This is a genomic window from Chryseobacterium sp. AC405b (assembly GCF_979258685.1).
In genome coordinates this window covers 1,217,568-1,234,529 of the sequence record NZ_OZ409877.1, presented here as the reverse complement: position 1 = coordinate 1,234,529, position 16,962 = coordinate 1,217,568, and the positions used below count along the sequence as shown (strand labels likewise).

The window sequence follows — 16,962 nt, the reverse complement described above, 5'->3', positions numbered from 1 at the left end:
CAAGTTATGTGATGATTATTTTCTGATAATTTTATGTTTAAACTGAGTTCCACCTTCCAATATAATATCAAGCAAATATGTTCCTGATGAATAAGCTGTGAGATCAACTTTTGAATCTTTTACTTCACTTAATTTCCTTCCTTCAATAGAATAAACGATGATATTCTTTACTTTTTTATCTGATTTGATGTTTACAAAATCTGATGTAGGATTCGGAAAAACAGATACATCAACCGTTGAAACATCTTTCACCGCCAAAAGCTGATTATTACTCTGCATGTAGATAGAAAGTACAATTCTGCCATCCTGTCCGTTAAAAACAGCAGTCGGAACTTCATATTTTAAAGTATGATTTCCTCCCGAAAGTGATAATGCCGTAAAACTTCTAATAGGAACAGAATCTCCGGGACACCAATTATTCCAAGCGGTCCACCAAGCGGGGCTCTGCGGATAGTTACCATAAATTCCATTACCCTGAGTATTATACATTCTGTAAGGCTCACAAGATTTACCACCGGGTGTAAATGTTAACATTGAAATATCATCTAAATACACTAAGTTTTGTCTTCTTACATATTCTTCACCACCCGAATTTGCACCATGAGGAGTAGTAATGATAAAAAATTTGGCATTGCCTGTACTTTGATTTAAATTAAAATTAACAAGCCTTACAGTTTCTCCTGCTTGATCAGTATTATTATAATTATTCAACTCGTTAGAATCTAATAAAGGCAATAGATTATTATATTGATTAGGAACTGCAGGATCATTGTAGGTGACAAAATTAAGCGTTCCTTCAAAAACATCATTTCTCCCACTGCATCCTGCAACTTGTGTATTGGCTGCATAAGGAACTCCAAAAACATCAAGTTCTACCCACATATCATACATATTCCGAAGAGCAGTATTTCTAAAAACAGAGTACAGATTATCTACTTCATAGGTATATGGTACTGAAGTAGGAGAAATGTTTTTGTTCATGAATGGCGTTATATACCTTCCAATTTCAAATCTTTTTACTGCAGGATCATTGAGCGTATACGTCGCTTGGTTTTTCGGAACTAAAGCGATATGTACTCCACCAATTCTGTCATAATTATCACACAACGCTCCGATCGTTACATTCAGCTGAATTTTATTTTGAAAAGAATTCAGTTCATTATCCTTCAGCTTTTTAGCATATCTGTAATTGGCAAGCCTTATTGTATTTGCAGGAACGGGGCTGGTAACGTTGCCTGCATAACCATCATAAAACACTATTTGAGAAAAAACATTGACTGTAGTTTGTGCTTGTGTAATTAAAAATGATAAGAATAATAAAATAGAAAGTAATAATTTTTTCATATACACTAAATTTGTAATATTTTTGTCAAATATCTAACAAAAACACCAAATAAACAAGAATAAAAACATAAAAAATTCAAAATAAATAAATTATTCCAAATCATCTATTGCTTAAAACAATTTTAATATTTAAACGAAAAAAAGAGAAAACGTTGATGTTTTCTCTTTTATAAATTATATTTTACATTTTTTATTAATCTTTCATTCTGGCGATCACATCGATTCCACCTTTGGTTTTGTCGCCTATTTTACAGATAATCTCGGTATCTAAAGGTAGGAAAATATCCATTCTTGAGCCGAATTTGATAAATCCGAACTCATGCCCTGCTTTTGCCAGATCGCCTTCTTTACAATAGAAAACAATCCTTCTCGCTACATAACCTGCAATCTGTCTGAAAACTACTTTATGATGGGTCATACTTTCTACTGCAACGGTCGTTCTTTCGTTCTCTGTAGAAGATTTTTCGTGCCACGCAACCAGATATTTTCCCGGGTGATATTTTTTGTAAATTACATTTCCTGATACCGGAAAACGACAGATATGTACATTTAAAGGTGACATAAAGATCGAAACCTGAATGGCTTTTTCCTTTAAAAACTCGGTTTCCTCTACTTCTTTGATCATCACTACTTTTCCGTCTACCGGCGCAATTACATTTTCTGTATGATCTAAAATATCACGATTTGGTACTCTGAAGAACCAAAAAACCAGACCGTAAACAACGAGTAAAGGGAGAATGATCAGTAACGAATACATTTCCAGAAAATAAATGGATAAGGCAGCAATGATCGCAAACAGTAAACTGGCTACTACAATGGTACCTTTCGATTCTTTATGTAATTTCATAAATGGATATATCTAATTGTATGTTTTAAACTTTATATTCTGCGATGCAAAGATAATATTAAGTTTAAATAAATTTTTCTAAAATAAAGTACAAATATACAACAGGAACACATACTAAAAAACTATCAAGCCTGTCTAATACACCACCGTGTCCCGGAATAATATTTCCGCTGTCTTTAGCGCCGAAAGTTCTTTTCAATTGACTTTCCACTAAATCCCCGAGAGGCGCAAATGCTGCAATCAAAAAGCCCACAACCATCCAGTTTCCTCGAAGCTGTGGCTGATATATTTCAACAAAATAAGAAAGAATTAAGGTAAGAACTACTCCACCCGCATATCCTTCCCATGTTTTTTTAGGTGAAATTTTAGGAGCCATTTTATGTTTTCCGATTGACCTCCCTACTATATAAGCGAATGTATCACTGCTCCAGATCAAGATAAATAAGAAAATAACTTCAAGCGAAAAACTGTTATCAAACGAATGAAACTTCGGCAAACCTAAAGCAAAAGAAAAAGGCAATGCAACGTATATTACCGTAAATATCAATTTTCCGCTGTCAAAGTAAAGTTCGCTTGTAAATTTGAATAATGTAACAATCGCAATGACAATTAATGCCAAAGCAAGAATTTCGGTTAGTCTGAAATTGAAGTAAAAGTCGTGGTAAAAAAATCGCTTCGAAAACATATAGAAAATAATCAAAACGACAGGTAACACTACCCATTTCTCATATCCTTCACCAAACTTCATGATCTTAATACATTCCCAAGTCCCCACCAATAAAAGAAATGTGATCAGTCCGTAGTACAAATATTGTTGTTTTACAAGACCCGGAGAAATATAATCTAAAAGTTGTGCTCCTAAAGGTGTAGTACAAAGAATAATGACTGCAATGTAAACAATCCCCGATATGGTTCTCTGAATAAGATTTTTGTCCAAAATTTAAAGTTTAAATTGTTTCTAGTCTTCTAATAAAAGCAGAAACAGCTTGGTATTATTATTTGCAGCAGCATCCAGTTTAGAATGATTCCCGCTGATTGAGGTAAGATTTTTAATGTTTCCGGTGCGTTTTATTTTTCCCATTGCATCATTCAGATTATTCACGATTTGAGAAACATTGGCCATCACAACAATTTTTGACGGCAATCTTGAAGAATGATAATGAAGGATATTATTGTGTGAAAGCATAATTCTGCCATCATATGCAATAAGATATTCACAGGTAATGAATGCAGCATCATTAGATACTTCAAGTTGTGGAGTATGGGAAATCTTCAGAACATTTAAAAAATTCTGCAAATCTTTATCACAGCAAAATACAGAATTCACACCCTCAATCTTTAAGATTTGGTTTAAGGTCTGCAAAGCTTCAGCTTCATCGGCACAATAATTAAAAAAACCTCCGGAATGTGTAAACAATTGGGCAAACTTATAATCGAGATCAGCATTTTTCAGCGAATCTCCCAGCTTTTCCAGACTTTGTCTGTCATCATCCTCGGGCTGATTGGTTAGTTTGCTTACAATTCTCTTAAATAAACTCAACTTAATGTATTTTAGTCAACTTGATACAAAAATAGAAAATTAATTAGAATTGCTTCTAATAATATCGGTTTAAAATGAAAAAACCCGGCAATTTTACAATCACCGGGCTGTATTCAATTGAATATAAATATTTTAAAGCTGAGTGGGGCTTTCCGGTGCCTGAATCTCGCCTTCTTCTACTTTTTCGTGTATCGGAATAATCGTATTCGTCACTGGTCTCTCCGTCAATTCAGGATCCCATGCTCTCTGACCGAATATTTCTTCAAGATCTTCTCGGAATATTACTTCTTTTTCCAGAAGTTTTTTCGCCAATGCATTCAGTTTATCTTTATTTTCACTTAAAATTCTAACTGCTCTTTCGTACTGATTTTCGATAATCGATTTGATTTCAGCATCAATTTTAGAAGCAGTAGCTTCAGAATAAGGTTTTCCAAAATTATATTCTGACTGACCAGAACTGTCATAATACGAAATATTACCGATAGTAGGGCTCAATCCGTAGATCGTAACCATCGCTTGAGCTCTTTTGGTAACCGTTTCTAAATCTGAAAGCGCACCTGTAGAAATATTATTAAAGATCACCTGTTCTGCTGCTCTACCACCTAAGGTAGCACACATTTCGTCTAACATTTGTTCGGTAGTCGTCAACTGTCTTTCTTCCGGAAGATACCAGGCTGCACCTAAAGAACGTCCTCTCGGCACAATCGTCACTTTCAATAATGGTGAAGCGTGCTCTACCAACCAGGAAATTGTTGCGTGACCTGCTTCGTGGAATGCCACTCTTTTCTTTTCAGATGGCTTGATTGCCATGTTTTTCTTTTCAAGACCGCCAATGATTCTGTCAACAGCGTCTAAGAAATCCTGTTTGTTTACAGACTCATGGCTATTTCTAGCTGCAATTAAGGCTGCTTCGTTACAAACATTTGCAATATCTGCTCCACTGAAACCCGGAGTTTGCTTTGCCAGGAAATCACGGTCTACGGTATCGTCTAATTTGATTTTCTTTAAATGAACATCGAATATCTCTCTTCTCTCATGTAATTCCGGTAGATCCACATAAACCGAACGGTCAAAACGACCTGCTCTCATCAATGCTTTATCCAAAATATCTGCTCTGTTGGTTGCTGCCATTACGATAACGTTGACATCGGTTCCGAAACCGTCCATCTCAGTTAGCAATTGGTTCAATGTATTTTCTCTTTCGTCGTTACCGCCGGAGAAATTGTTTTTTCCTCTTGCACGTCCGATCGCATCGATCTCATCAATAAAAATAATTGCAGGAGATTTTGCTTTTGCCTGAGCAAACAAATCTCTTACTCTTGATGCTCCTACCCCAACAAACATTTCAACAAAATCTGAACCTGAAAGTGAGAAGAACGGAACTTTAGCTTCCCCCGCAACAGCTTTCGCCAATAGGGTTTTACCCGTTCCCGGATGGGCCTACCAAAAGTACTCCTTTAGGGATTTTACCTCCTAACTTGGTGTATTTTTCAGAGTTTTTCAAGAAATCTACAACTTCCTGTACTTCTTCTTTAGCTCCTTCTAATCCTGCAACATCTTTAAATGTTGTTTGAATTTTTTCTTTTTCGTCGAAAAGTTTAGCTTTAGATTTTCCGATTGAGAATATCTGTCCGCCCGGACCGCCACCATTCCCCATCTTTCTGAAAAGAATGAAATAGAATAATCCTAAAATAGCAATCCAAATTAAGGCTGAGAAAAGAATTTCCGTAAACGGACTTTTACCTTCAGCGTAATCTTTGGAAGTTTTTATAGCCGGATTATCTTTTTTGATGGTATCAAATTTTTCTAAGAAAAGTTGTAAATCTCCATATTTCAGACTGTAATCAGCTTTTGAAGACATTCCTAAATTTGAAAAAGGATTTGCTTTATCGTCTTTCTTTACGGTTGCTGTTTGTGCAGCCTTTGTCAAAAATACCTCAGCTTTCTGCGCTTGTTTGTCAATTACTACATTCTGAATTTTTCCAGTCTGCATTTCTCTGAAGAAAGCATCTTCGTCAATTGTTTTTGCATTATTGTCACCCAAAAAATTTGAGCCAAAAAATAACAAAAGGGCAATTATTGCGATTGGAAAAAACCAGTTAAATCCTTTATTATTCATTTAATACTTTTAAAATTTTTATACTTCACTTTCAATTTTGGTGATTTTCGCATCACCCCAAAGTTCTTCTATGTCGTAATACTGACGAGTTTCTTTTTGGAAAATGTGCACGACAACCGTTACATAATCCACCAAGACCCACATTGAGTTTTCCGTACCCTCAACATGCCAAGGTCTGTCCTGAAGATCGTTTCTTACTTTTTTTTCTACACTTCCAGCTAATGCTGAAACTTGTGTATTTGAGTTTCCACTACATATTATAAAGGTTTCTGCTACCGAATTTTCAATTTTTGAAAGGTCGAAAATCATAATGTCTTCTCCTTTTACATCCTGTATAGCTTCTACAATTTTATCTATTAGCGCTTGCTTTTCTACTGTTTTGTTCATTAAAATATCTATAATCTGCAAATTTATTGTTTTTCTTTTACTTTAGCCTTACTTTTAGGGCTTTAAATGTCTTAAAGTTTTCTTAAATGAGCGAACTGTTTTATCAAAAAGAGTGTTCTTCTACTAATGACGAAATATCTCGGGTTTTACTTTATCCACATTCAGATTTTGTCGGGCTCTATACTTTTAATCAGACAAAAGGAAGAGGTCAGTATGGAAATATTTGGAGTTCGCAGGCTGAGCAGAATCTTGCTTACACAATTGCCGTAAAAACTAAAAACATAACGCTCAGTGATTTTTTGTTCAATTACTATACCGCAACTACAATACGAGAATTTCTTGCCAAACTGACTGATAAACCGGCAAAAATAAAGTGGCCAAATGACATCATCCTTGCAAACAAAAAAGTAGTTGGAATTTTGATTGAGAAGAAAAAATTCAACGGGGAAAACTATTTTATCATCGGAGCAGGTATCAATATTCTTCAGGAAAAATTTGATGAAATATCTAATGCAGGATCATTCTTTACGCAAACCGGAGAAAAATTAGACCTGCAAAATTTCACGAGAAATCTCCATCATTTTTTAGTCGAGAAATTTAAAAACCATGCTTCTGAAAACGAAATTTTAGAAAATTTTAATATCAATTTATTCAGAAAAGATGAAATTTCCGTATTTGAAATTGACGGAAAGCGACAAAATGGCATCATCAAAAAAGCTGACGAGAAAGGTGAAATCTGGATTGAATTTGAAGATGAATTGCGGTCTTTTTACCACAAAGAAATAAAACTTCTCTATTGATTGGCTCTTCTAATATACAATACCAAAGTCAAAGGGAAAAATATAATATTGGGCATCCACATTGATAATGCAGGAGACAAAACTTTATTCTCTGAAACAACCTTTAATGCTTCAAATGAGAAAACAAACACGAATGCAAGGGAAATTCCTATCGCCAGATTGATTCCTAAACCTCCTCTTTTCTTTTGGGACGAAAGGGAAAGCGCTAAAAAAGTAAGTATAATAATTGAAACAGGCATTGAGGTTCTTTGATGAAACTCATTCAGGTGAGCATTTAAGTTGCTGTTTCCTTTTTCTTTTTCTCTTTCAATAAATTTTATGAGTTCGGGAGTGGTTTTATTCTGACCCAACAGTTCATTTGGAAACAATTCTTCAGGCGCTTGTCCATAACTTTTTCTTAATTCAAAGCCCTGTCCCAATTTTTCTGAATCATTAGTATTGATCGTTTTTTCAAGATAACTATTGAGTACAAACTGTTTTTTGGACGGATCCCAATACGCATCATTTGCCTTTAACTCATAGGTCATTTTACGATTTTTATCAAACTTTTGGTAGACAAAACCGTAACCTCTATTGTCTTTTTTGTTCCAGGAGTTGACAAAAATATATTCCGTCTTGCTTAATTGAGCCGAAACGGGAGCTGTCCCGAGAATTTTATCTTTATTGGTTTGATTATAGGTGTAAGCTTCGAGCGCATTTTTCTTAATATTTGCCCAAGGTAAAACGAAATGATTCACAATGAGTGAGAGCAAAGCAATAAAAAGAGATGTTAAAAAATAAGGCTTTGCAAATCTGTGAAAGCTTGCTCCACTACTTATAATTGCTACAATCTCCGTATTATTTGCCATTCTTGAGGTAAAATAGATCACAGAGATAAACACAAGAATCGCTAAGAAAGTAACAACAAGATTGATGATCCAAAACGGATAAAAATGGATCAGGAAATAAGTAAGATTTAGTTTTGGGTCAATTGCAGTTGCATTTTCAATTCTGGGAATTTTCTGCTGAACGTCGATAACCAAAACAACTATAGACAGCAATATCAACATGAAACCAAAGGTTCCAAGGTATTTTTTTATGATATATCCGTCTACAATTTTAAACATCAAATAATTTTAAAGTCTTTGTCTTAAAACAGGAACTACAGAATTTTTCCATTCATAGAAATCTCCTACTATAATATGTTCTCTCGCAACTTTCACCAAGTCTAAGTAAAAAGCAAGATTATGAATCGATGCAATCTGCTTTGCCAGATATTCTTTTGAAACAAATAAATGACGCACGTACGCTTTAGAATATTCCTGATCAACAAAACTTGTCCCAAACTCGTCTAAAGGAGAAAAATCTTTCTTCCATTTTTCGTTTTTAAGATTCACAACACCTTGCCATGTAAAAAGCATTCCGTTTCGTGCGTTTCTTGTAGGCATTACACAATCCATCATGTCGATTCCCAAACCGATAGACTCCAGAATATTCCATGGAGTTCCTACACCCATTAAGTATCTTGGTTTCTCTTTCGGTAAAATATCGGTAACCTCATCGGTGATTCTGTAGAGTTCATCTTCCGGTTCACCTACAGACAGTCCGCCAATGGCATTTCCTTCTGCACCTGCTTCTGCAATGACTTCCGCTGAAATTTTTCTTAAATCTGAATACGTTGAACCCTGAACGATTGGGAAAAACCTTTGCTTGTAGCCATACAATTCAGGATTTTTTTCATTCCAGTCCATGCATCTTTTTAACCAGCGATGAGTCATATCCATAGATTTTTTCACCTGATTGTAATGTGCAGGATAAGCAACACATTCGTCAAATGCCATGAAGATATCTGCCCCGATCTGTCTCTGGATTTCCATCGATTTTTCCGGGGTGAATAAATGAACACTTCCGTCAATATGAGATTTGAATTTCACTCCTTCTTCAGACATTTTTCTTGTTCCCGAAAGAGAAAAAACCTGAAAACCACCGGAATCGGTAAGAATTGGAAGATCCCAGTTCATAAATTTATGCAAACCTCCTGCTTCCTGCATCACATCCATACCCGGACGAAGATATAAATGATAGGTATTCCCCAGAATAATCTGAGCTTTGATATCATCTTTTAATTCTCTCTGGTGTACAGTTTTTACACTGGCGACAGTTCCTACCGGCATGAAAATCGGAGTTTGCACTACACCATGAGCTGTTACCAATTCTCCTGCTCTTGCTTTTCCCTGCGAAGTTTTTTCTATCTTAAAAAATTGCTGCATATTTATCTTACTAATTTGGGGAGATTGGTGTTGGGTTTAGATTTACCTTCCACAAAATCTTTTGCTTTAGGATCTTTATCTAAAAGAATTTCCTGCGCATTATCCACAATTTTATTCATTTTTCCTTTTGCTACATAATATTTATAGCTTTCAACAAAATCGTCTGCCTTTACATTATGATTCTTAAGGATATATCTCGTTCCGCTTTCTAAATTTTTATTCTGATACGTGTTGGTAACCTGATCGTTTATCGCCAAATCTGCCATGATCTCAGACATTGTACTTTTGTCTAAAAGATTTTTTGGCTTGTCAATATATTCGGTACAAGAAACCAAAAACAGAAAAATAAAAAGCACACCCAGTCTTTTCATAATTTATTGATTATTGATTTCCATTTTAAATTTAAAACACCAAAAACAGCTTCGTGAATGATACCGCCGTTCATTTTGCTTTCGCCTAATTCTCTGTTGGTAAAGATAATCGGGACTTCAACAATTTTGAAACCTTTCTTAAAAGTTCTGAATTTCATTTCGATCTGAAAACCATACCCTTTCAGTTTCACATTATCTAAACCGATTTCTTCTAAAACTTTTCTCGAAAAGCAAACAAAACCGGCAGTGGTATCGTGAATGGAAAGTCCTAAAATAAATCTCACATATTTCGAAGCAAAATAAGACAACAAGACTCTTCCCATTGGCCAATTGACAACATTCACACCTGTAGAATAACGAGAACCGACTGCCATATCGGCATTCAGGCAAGCATCAAAAAGTTTAGGTAAATCGTTGGGGTTATGAGAAAAATCGGCATCCATCTCAAAAATGTAGTCGTAATTATTTTGAAGTGCCCATTTGAAACCGTGGATGTAGGCTTTTCCCAACCCATCTTTGATGTGTCTGATCGACAGATGAAGTGTGTGAGGAAATTTTTTCTGTAATTCTTTAACGATATCCGAGGTTTTATCTGGTGAAGAATCATCTACTACCAAAATATGAAACTCTTGTTCCAAAGCAAAAACAGCAGAAATTATCTTTTCGATATTCTCCTTTTCGTTGTATGTTGGAATGATGACAAGTTTTTTCATTTCAATTGGCAAAGATAAGTTATTTAAGCTTTTTATTTTATACAAAATAATCTATAATTTTGCAAAAAAATATTCCGTTGCCACAATCCCAAAATTTTACCAACCAAATAAGAATACCTGAAAATAACGATTGGGTAGTTTTTATACTCATAGGATGCCTTTTCTTATATATTTTTATGATGAACGTCGTAGAGCGGGAAGCCAACCTCAAAGATTTTCTTCTTCAGAAGTATTTTGATTCAAGTAACAATCTGCCGAGCTGGATGATTACTTCCTGTGTAATCATACTAAGTTTAGCTGTATTACTATCCCAATATATACCGGTGGTTCCTGAATATGTGGCAAAATTGAACGTTTTTGGATATCAGATGAATAAATTTGGGTTTTGCCTCACCGCAGTTTCCTTATTTTATTTTCTGCGGACAGCGTTAGGATTTTTATTTTACCAAAGTATAGGCGATGGTAAAAAATGGAATATTTTTTATTTTACCTCTACCAAATTTTACTTCGTACTGTCTATTTTGGTGATTATTCTCTGTATCACCCACTATTATTTTCCTATTAACAGAAGTGAGGCGTTTTTGTACTATTTCTATTTTTTCACATTTGTATTCATATTCAAGGTTTTTTTCTATTTATTTCACAGGAACAATATATTACCTCAAAAATGGTATTATAAATTTTTGTATATTTGCACGCTTCAAATAGCACCTTTATTGTGGCTATGGAAGTTATTATTTATTTAATAGAAGTACAAGATGAGAATAAAGTCTATATTGGTTTCTCAACCAGCGCCTAGTGAATCTTCTCCCTATTTGGAAATCGCAAAGAAGGAAAAAATAAAGATTGATTTCCGTCCTTTTATCCATGTCGCAGGAGTTGACAACAAAGAATTGCGAACTCAGAAGATAGATCTGACCCAGTATACCGGTATTATTTTTACCAGTAAAAATGCGATTGACCATTATTTCAGACTTGCGGAGGAAATGAGATTTTCAGTTCCGGATACCATGAGATATATCTGCCAATCTGAAGCAATCGCCAATTATCTTCAAAAACATATCATTTACAGAAAGAGAAAAATCAGCTTTGGTGAGAAAAACTTTACAGATCTTTTGCCTTTGTTTAAGAAGTTTCCTTCTGAAAAATATTTGCTTCCTTCGTCTGATGTTCTGAGTGCGGATATTCCAAAAACTTTGGATTCTGCCAATATTGAATGGACGAGAGCAATCATGTACAGAACGGTTTGCAGCGATTTGACAGATATCAATATTAAGGATTATGATATGTTGATTTTTTTCAGCCCGCAAGGAATTAAATCTTTACAGCAAAACTTTCCCGACTTTAAGCAGGAAGACACAAAAATCGGAGTTTTCCTGACCTACCACTTCAGCAGCAGCAGAAGAAGCAGGCTTGAAAATAGATCTGATGGCTCCTACAAAGGAAACACCATCAATGACGATGGCACTTGAAAAATTCATCAAAAGTTTACACAAATAGTTTTTAAAACTTTATACCATACAGCCGTCTTTTCGTTTAAAGGAAAGATGGCTTTTTTTTAATTAAATTTGAACAAAAATTAATATTGAATACATTTTCGTTTTTAAGCACAATTTTAGTATACAATTTAACACGAAAAGATTCAATTAAATAGTACAATATTCAGATGAAAGCTCCCCAAGCAAAAAAAATAGAAAATATACTCGAAATTCACGGCGATAAAAGAACTGATCATTATTTCTGGATGAATGACCGAGAAAACCCTGAAGTCATCAAATATCTCGAAGAAGAAAATGCTTACGAAGAAGCGATGATGAAAGAAACTGAAGCTTTTCAGGAAGTACTTTACGAGGAAATGAAAGCACGTTATAAAAAAGACGAGGAGTCTTTGCCTTATTTTTTTAATGAATATTGGTACATCGTGCGTTATGAAGAAGGAAAAGAATATCCTGTTTTCTGCAGAAGATTTCAAACAATGGAAAATCCTGAAGAAATCATTCTGGATGTCAATATTCTTGCAGAAGGTCAGGAGTTTTTCGAGGTTGCCAATGTTGCAGTGAGCCCTGATAACGAGTTGGTTTCTTTCTCGGAAGATAATGTAGGAAGAAGGATCTACAGCTTAAATTTTAAAAATTTAAAAACAGGTGAAATTCTTTCAGACAAAATAGAAAACACAACAGGAAAGGCAGTTTGGGCAAATGATAACAAGCACATTTTTTATATCAGAAAAGATGAAAGTCTTCGTGCGTATAAAGTTTACCGACATGAATTAGGAACAAATCCTTCTGAAGATGTATTGATTTTTCATGAAGAAGATGAAACTTTTGATGTCAATGTTTTTAAAACTAAATCTTTAGAATATATTTTTCTGGCGAGTTCGAGTACGATTTCTGATGAGCATCATTTTATTCCTTCAGACAATGTTTTTGCAGAATGGAAAGTGATACAGCCAAGAATTGATGATCTGGAATATTCTGTGGAGCATTACGAAGATGAATTTTACATTATTACTAATGCAGACGACGCCACCAATTTCAAAATTGTAAAAACCAAAATTAACAATTGCGGCATAGAAAATTGGGTTGATGTAATCCCTCATCGTGCAGAGGTTTTATTGGAAGGCTTTGAAATTTTCAAAGATTATCTTGTTTTGGAAGAGAGAGAGCAAGGGCTTTTACAAATCAAAATCATCAACGAGAAAAGCGGAGAAATGTATGATTTACCTTTTTCAGATCCAACTTATACTGCTTATATTGGGTTAAATTTAGAATTCAATACCGAAATTCTGCGTTACGGGTATACTTCACTCACGGTTCCCAGTTCTACTTTTGAATACAATATGAAAGATAAAACCACCAAACTTCTGAAACAACAGGAAGTTTTGGGTGGAAAATTTGTTGCGGAAAATTATATTTCAGAAAGAATATGGGCAGAGTCGAGAGATGGAGAATCTAAAATTCCTATTTCGTTAGTTTATCATAAAGACACAGAAAAAACATCCGAAACTCCGGTTCTTTTATATGGATACGGAAGTTACGGACATACGGTTGATGCTAGTTTTTCTAATGTAAGACTTTCAATTTTGGACCGAGGTTTCATCTATGCCATTGCACACATCCGCGGTGGGGAATATTTGGGAAGAGAATGGTATGAAGAGGGAAAAATGCTTTTTAAAAAGAACACATTCTTCGATTTCATCGATGCCGGAAAATATTTAATTAAAGAAAACTACACTTCATCCAGGCATCTTTACGCAATGGGTGGAAGCGCAGGAGGCTTGTTGGTAGGAGCTGTCGTTAATTACGAACCGCAATTATTCCACGGGATTGTTGCGCAGGTTCCTTTTGTTGATGTTGTAACAACGATGCTGGATGAGACAATTCCTTTGACAACCGGGGAATATGATGAATGGGGAAATCCGAATGACGAAGAATATTATCATTATATGAAAGAATATTCGCCATACGACAATGTAGAAGCGAAAGATTACCCGAATATGCTGATCACAACTGGTTTTCACGATTCGCAGGTGCAATATTGGGAACCTGCAAAATGGGTTGCCAAATTACGTGAATTAAAGACTGACGACAATCTTTTATTATTTAAAACCGATATGAGCTCAGGTCACGGCGGCGCAAGCGGAAGATTTGAATCTTTAAAAGAAGACGCTTTGGAATATGCATTTTTGATGAAACTTGAAAATAAAATAATCTAGATCATTCTTCTGATTTTGTTTAAATTTATTATTAAATAAAATTGTGATGTTAATATTAATTTTTGTAGCAATTACAGTCATTTATTATCTTATACAAAGAGATAAGATCAGAAGAAATGAAAAAAGAGAAGATTTCAAAATCAGACAGGAAGAAAAATTGGCTCAACTTCTAAAAAACGCAAGAGAAGAAGACCAAAGGAAACACGATAATAATAATTTATAAACAAATGTTTTATTCTTTAAAATAAAGAATACCAAACAAATATATCATGACAGAATCAGAATTATGGGCTAAGGTTGAAGAATTTTTTCAAATAAATTTCGACACAGAAAAACACCCGCAGATTGACACCATTCTATTTTTAATTGGTGTACAGGAATTGGGAAGCGGACAACAAAAATATACCAAAGACGACAAATTAAACATCCTTCACATTGCAGTCTGCAGATTGCTGGAGCCTTTTGGTTACTTCAAATTTACCCATTACGATAAAGACGGATATCCACATTTTGACGAACTGGAAAAACTCCCGGAATTGAAACCTAATGAACAGCAACTTCTGATGAAGAAAGCGATTATTCATTACTTTCAGGAAGAGGAGCTCATATAAAAAAAGGAAAGCAATGATGCTTTCCTTTTTTTTATTATTTCAAAATTTCTTCCAATTGATTTAAACCCATTTTAAAACCTTCTTCAAAACCCATTTCCAGTTGCTTTTTCATATCTTCCTCATTTTGAAAATGCATATTTACAGACAACTTGGTTCCTTCTTCTACCCCTGTAAAGCCCAGCAACCATTTGGTTTGTGGAAAATTTTCGTCAATATTTCCATTCTCATCACAAAATGCATCTGTTCCGTCAAAACTTCTCCCGTTATTGATTTCTCCATATTTTACAATTGAATACATTTTCTCGCCTTCCGGACCATTCATCGAATACAACCAAACTCCGCCTTCCTCAAAATTGAGATTTTTGGTTTCGCATTTCCAAGGTTTAGGCGCCCACCATTGATCCAGCAACTCACCTTTGGTAAAATAATCCCAAACTTTCGATACTTCCGCATCATATACTTTCATCACATAGATGCTTTTCGCATCAAAATCTTTATTAAAAACAATTTCAGAACTCATGCATAATATTTTATTTAAAATTAAAAATTTAAAGTCAGAAATTATCAATTATTTCCCAATAAAAAACATATAATTCCTAAATAAATGTTAAAAAACATGATTTTATGAAATTGAACACAATTTTATGGCGCATTTTTTGTTTATATGGTCATAAAATATTTAATTTTAACATTTGTAATTACAAATTATATTCATGAATAACAAATTCATCCCGATAATCTCAGTTTTTATGACCATCTCGTTGATCGTCTTCGTAACGCTGCAGTTTTATTGGCTTAAAGGATATTACGGAGCTTTGGAACAGGAGTTTTCAAATAAGGTTTACACAGCTCTTGAAAACACCTCAAAAACGGTTTCAGAATTAGAAGTTGAAAAATTATTCAATGAAAATTATGAAAATTTCAGAACCAATATTAAAGCAAACAGCAAACAGCCATCTCTTACCACTATTCAGCAGACTATAGATTCCGGAACTCAAAGATCAATTGTTTATTCTAAAAATCTTGTAGAACAGAAACTACTGCCTCTCAATAAAAGTGGAGATTCTTTACGTTTAACCACAATGTACACTGATGGTGCTGCTTATACGATTAAAAAAGACACTACTAAAAGAGAAATATTAACTAATGAAATTAATCAGGATATTGAAAACGGAGATTATACTTTCAAGGAATTCCTGGATGTAAGAGGTAACAATCTGCCCATCACAAAACGTGTTGACACAAAAGACTTAGACTCAATTATCACCAAAGAATTGAGTATGAAAGGAATATCTGCTAACTTCGGCTATGGAGTTATGGATAAAAATAACAAAATGACAAACGTTTTCAATAAAATTTTTAAAGATAAAAAAGAAACTAACATCTATTCATACCCTTTATTTACCGACACGAAAGACCGTACTTTATATACTTTAGCATTAGTTTTTCCAAAAAAAGAGTATTCTTTGGCGATGAATAACTGGCCTATGCTTTTGGGAACATTTCTCTCTTTGCTGACGATTTTGGGAATTTACATTATCTCAATCAGTTACATGATGAAGCAGAAGAAAATTGCTGAGATCAAAACCGACTTTATCAACAATATGTCTCATGAGTTCAAAACTCCGCTGGCAACAATATCAGTGGCTACAGATTCTTTAGCTAATGATAAAATTGCGACCAATCCTGAAAAAGTTAGATATTACTCCGGTCTCATTAAGCAGGAAAACCTGCGGATGAAAAAACAGGTAGAAAATGTTCTCAACATGTCTAAACTTGAAAGAAATGAGGTGAAATTGTTTCTGCGTGAAACCAATGTAAGAGAATTGATACAGAAAACGACAGAATCATTCGGACTCATTGTCTCCCAAAGAAACGGAAGATTGAGACAGGAATTTAATGCCAGTAAATACATATTTAAAATCGACGAATTCCATATTTCGAATATGCTGGTCAACCTCTTGGATAATGCAAACAAGTATTCTCCCGAAGCACCTGAAATTGACGTAAAAACAAGAAACGAAGGCAACTGGTATGTGATAGAAATTTCCGATAAAGGAATGGGGATGGAAACCGAAAACAAAACCAGGATTTTTGAAAAATTCTTCCGTGAAGAAACAGGAAATATTCACAATGTAAAAGGTCAGGGACTCGGGCTTTCTTATGTGAAAAAAATCATCGAACTTCATAAAGGCCAAGTGATTGTAAATTCAGAAAAAGACAATGGAAGTACATTTATCATTAAACTTCCAATGGCTTAAACATA

General features: G+C 34.4%; 16 protein-coding genes and 2 pseudogenes. 7 read left to right on the top strand and 11 right to left on the bottom strand.

Annotated features, from left to right (window positions below; all coding sequences use genetic code 11):
• Window positions 1–15: 15 nt before the first annotated feature.
• The 6 genes and pseudogenes from ACZZZA_RS05975 to rsfS form a co-directional block, all read right to left on the bottom strand.
• Window positions 16–1,344, bottom strand: a complete 1,329-nt coding sequence (locus ACZZZA_RS05975; RefSeq protein ID WP_463430273.1) for a peptide-N-glycosidase F-related protein — start codon at window positions 1,342–1,344, stop codon at window positions 16–18.
• 193 nt (window positions 1,345–1,537) lie between these two features.
• Window positions 1,538–2,191 (bottom strand): phosphatidylserine decarboxylase family protein, encoded by a 654-nt coding sequence (locus ACZZZA_RS05970; RefSeq protein WP_463430272.1) that lies wholly within the window; start codon window positions 2,189–2,191, stop codon window positions 1,538–1,540.
• Between the two features lie 64 nt (window positions 2,192–2,255).
• Window positions 2,256–3,128 (bottom strand): phosphatidate cytidylyltransferase, encoded by an 873-nt coding sequence (locus tag ACZZZA_RS05965; protein WP_463430271.1) that lies wholly within the window; start codon window positions 3,126–3,128, stop codon window positions 2,256–2,258.
• Window positions 3,129–3,149: 21 nt separating this feature from the next.
• Window positions 3,150–3,731, bottom strand: a complete 582-nt coding sequence (locus ACZZZA_RS05960) for an LUD domain-containing protein (RefSeq protein ID WP_463430270.1) — start codon at window positions 3,729–3,731, stop codon at window positions 3,150–3,152.
• A gap of 132 nt (window positions 3,732–3,863) precedes the next feature.
• Window positions 3,864–5,850, bottom strand: a pseudogene (ftsH, locus tag ACZZZA_RS05955) (ATP-dependent zinc metalloprotease FtsH).
• Window positions 5,851–5,868: 18 nt separating this feature from the next.
• Window positions 5,869–6,237, bottom strand: coding sequence for a ribosome silencing factor (gene rsfS / locus ACZZZA_RS05950; RefSeq protein ID WP_129535260.1), 369 nt, complete (start codon window positions 6,235–6,237; stop codon window positions 5,869–5,871).
• Window positions 6,238–6,323: 86 nt separating this feature from the next.
• Here rsfS and ACZZZA_RS05945 point away from each other — a divergent pair, with 86 nt between their 5' ends.
• Window positions 6,324–7,037: a biotin--[acetyl-CoA-carboxylase] ligase gene (locus ACZZZA_RS05945; protein WP_463430269.1), complete on the top strand. Its 714-nt coding sequence runs from the start codon at window positions 6,324–6,326 to the stop codon at window positions 7,035–7,037.
• On the opposite strand, the gene ACZZZA_RS05940 is transcribed toward ACZZZA_RS05945, so the two are convergent.
• The 4 genes from ACZZZA_RS05940 to ACZZZA_RS05925 are packed head-to-tail and all read right to left on the bottom strand — an operon-like array spanning window position 7,031 to window position 10,370.
• Window positions 7,031–8,143 (bottom strand): LptF/LptG family permease, encoded by a 1,113-nt coding sequence (locus ACZZZA_RS05940; RefSeq protein WP_463430268.1) that lies wholly within the window; start codon window positions 8,141–8,143, stop codon window positions 7,031–7,033. The genes ACZZZA_RS05945 and ACZZZA_RS05940 overlap by 7 nt on opposite strands.
• 9 nt (window positions 8,144–8,152) lie before the next feature.
• Complete coding sequence (gene tgt / locus ACZZZA_RS05935; protein ID WP_463430267.1) at window positions 8,153–9,286, bottom strand: tRNA guanosine(34) transglycosylase Tgt; 1,134 nt, start codon at window positions 9,284–9,286, stop codon at window positions 8,153–8,155.
• A gap of 2 nt (window positions 9,287–9,288) precedes the next feature.
• A complete protein-coding gene (locus tag ACZZZA_RS05930; protein WP_463430266.1) occupies window positions 9,289–9,657 on the bottom strand; it encodes a DUF4296 domain-containing protein in 369 nt (122 codons plus the stop codon).
• On the bottom strand, window positions 9,654–10,370 hold the full coding sequence (locus ACZZZA_RS05925; protein ID WP_463430265.1) for a polyprenol monophosphomannose synthase: 717 nt from the start codon (window positions 10,368–10,370) through the stop codon (window positions 9,654–9,656). Before ACZZZA_RS05925 ends, ACZZZA_RS05930 begins: the two co-directional genes overlap by 4 nt.
• 59 nt (window positions 10,371–10,429) lie before the next feature.
• Between ACZZZA_RS05925 and ACZZZA_RS05920 the strand changes: the two genes are divergently transcribed.
• The 5 genes and pseudogenes from ACZZZA_RS05920 to ACZZZA_RS05900 all read left to right on the top strand — a co-directional run bounded on the left by ACZZZA_RS05920 (window position 10,430) and on the right by ACZZZA_RS05900 (window position 14,696).
• Window positions 10,430–11,116: a DUF4271 domain-containing protein gene (locus tag ACZZZA_RS05920; RefSeq protein ID WP_463430264.1), complete on the top strand. Its 687-nt coding sequence runs from the start codon at window positions 10,430–10,432 to the stop codon at window positions 11,114–11,116.
• Between the two features lie 12 nt (window positions 11,117–11,128).
• Window positions 11,129–11,870: pseudogene (locus tag ACZZZA_RS05915) on the top strand (uroporphyrinogen-III synthase).
• 166 nt (window positions 11,871–12,036) lie between these two features.
• Window positions 12,037–14,085, top strand: coding sequence for a S9 family peptidase (locus tag ACZZZA_RS05910; RefSeq protein ID WP_463430263.1), 2,049 nt, complete (start codon window positions 12,037–12,039; stop codon window positions 14,083–14,085).
• Between the two features lie 43 nt (window positions 14,086–14,128).
• Entirely contained in the window at window positions 14,129–14,308 is a 180-nt protein-coding gene (locus tag ACZZZA_RS05905; protein ID WP_463430262.1) for a hypothetical protein, read from the top strand.
• Between the two features lie 46 nt (window positions 14,309–14,354).
• Window positions 14,355–14,696 (top strand): hypothetical protein, encoded by a 342-nt coding sequence (locus ACZZZA_RS05900; protein WP_463430261.1) that lies wholly within the window; start codon window positions 14,355–14,357, stop codon window positions 14,694–14,696.
• 34 nt (window positions 14,697–14,730) lie between these two features.
• Here ACZZZA_RS05900 and ACZZZA_RS05895 read toward each other — a convergent pair whose 3' ends face one another.
• Window positions 14,731–15,216, bottom strand: a complete 486-nt coding sequence (locus tag ACZZZA_RS05895; protein ID WP_463430260.1) for an SRPBCC family protein — start codon at window positions 15,214–15,216, stop codon at window positions 14,731–14,733.
• Window positions 15,217–15,409: 193 nt separating this feature from the next.
• Here ACZZZA_RS05895 and ACZZZA_RS05890 point away from each other — a divergent pair, with 193 nt between their 5' ends.
• A complete protein-coding gene (locus tag ACZZZA_RS05890) occupies window positions 15,410–16,957 on the top strand; it encodes a sensor histidine kinase (RefSeq protein ID WP_463430259.1) in 1,548 nt (515 codons plus the stop codon).
• The last annotated feature ends 5 nt before the right edge of the window (window positions 16,958–16,962 follow it).

Coding starts and splice junctions, on each gene's coding strand:
- ACZZZA_RS05975 (WP_463430273.1), bottom strand. CDS start 1,344: ATGAAAAAATTATTACTTTCTATTTTATTATTCTTATCATTTTTAATT.
- ACZZZA_RS05970 (WP_463430272.1), bottom strand. CDS start 2,191: ATGAAATTACATAAAGAATCGAAAGGTACCATTGTAGTAGCCAGTTTA.
- rsfS (WP_129535260.1), bottom strand. CDS start 6,237: ATGAACAAAACAGTAGAAAAGCAAGCGCTAATAGATAAAATTGTAGAA.
- ACZZZA_RS05945 (WP_463430269.1), top strand. CDS start 6,324: ATGAGCGAACTGTTTTATCAAAAAGAGTGTTCTTCTACTAATGACGAA.
- ACZZZA_RS05940 (WP_463430268.1), bottom strand. CDS start 8,143: ATGTTTAAAATTGTAGACGGATATATCATAAAAAAATACCTTGGAACC.
- tgt (WP_463430267.1), bottom strand. CDS start 9,286: ATGCAGCAATTTTTTAAGATAGAAAAAACTTCGCAGGGAAAAGCAAGA.
- ACZZZA_RS05930 (WP_463430266.1), bottom strand. CDS start 9,657: ATGAAAAGACTGGGTGTGCTTTTTATTTTTCTGTTTTTGGTTTCTTGT.
- ACZZZA_RS05925 (WP_463430265.1), bottom strand. CDS start 10,370: ATGAAAAAACTTGTCATCATTCCAACATACAACGAAAAGGAGAATATC.
- ACZZZA_RS05910 (WP_463430263.1), top strand. CDS start 12,037: ATGAAAGCTCCCCAAGCAAAAAAAATAGAAAATATACTCGAAATTCAC.
- ACZZZA_RS05900 (WP_463430261.1), top strand. CDS start 14,355: ATGACAGAATCAGAATTATGGGCTAAGGTTGAAGAATTTTTTCAAATA.
- ACZZZA_RS05895 (WP_463430260.1), bottom strand. CDS start 15,216: ATGAGTTCTGAAATTGTTTTTAATAAAGATTTTGATGCGAAAAGCATC.
- ACZZZA_RS05890 (WP_463430259.1), top strand. CDS start 15,410: ATGAATAACAAATTCATCCCGATAATCTCAGTTTTTATGACCATCTCG.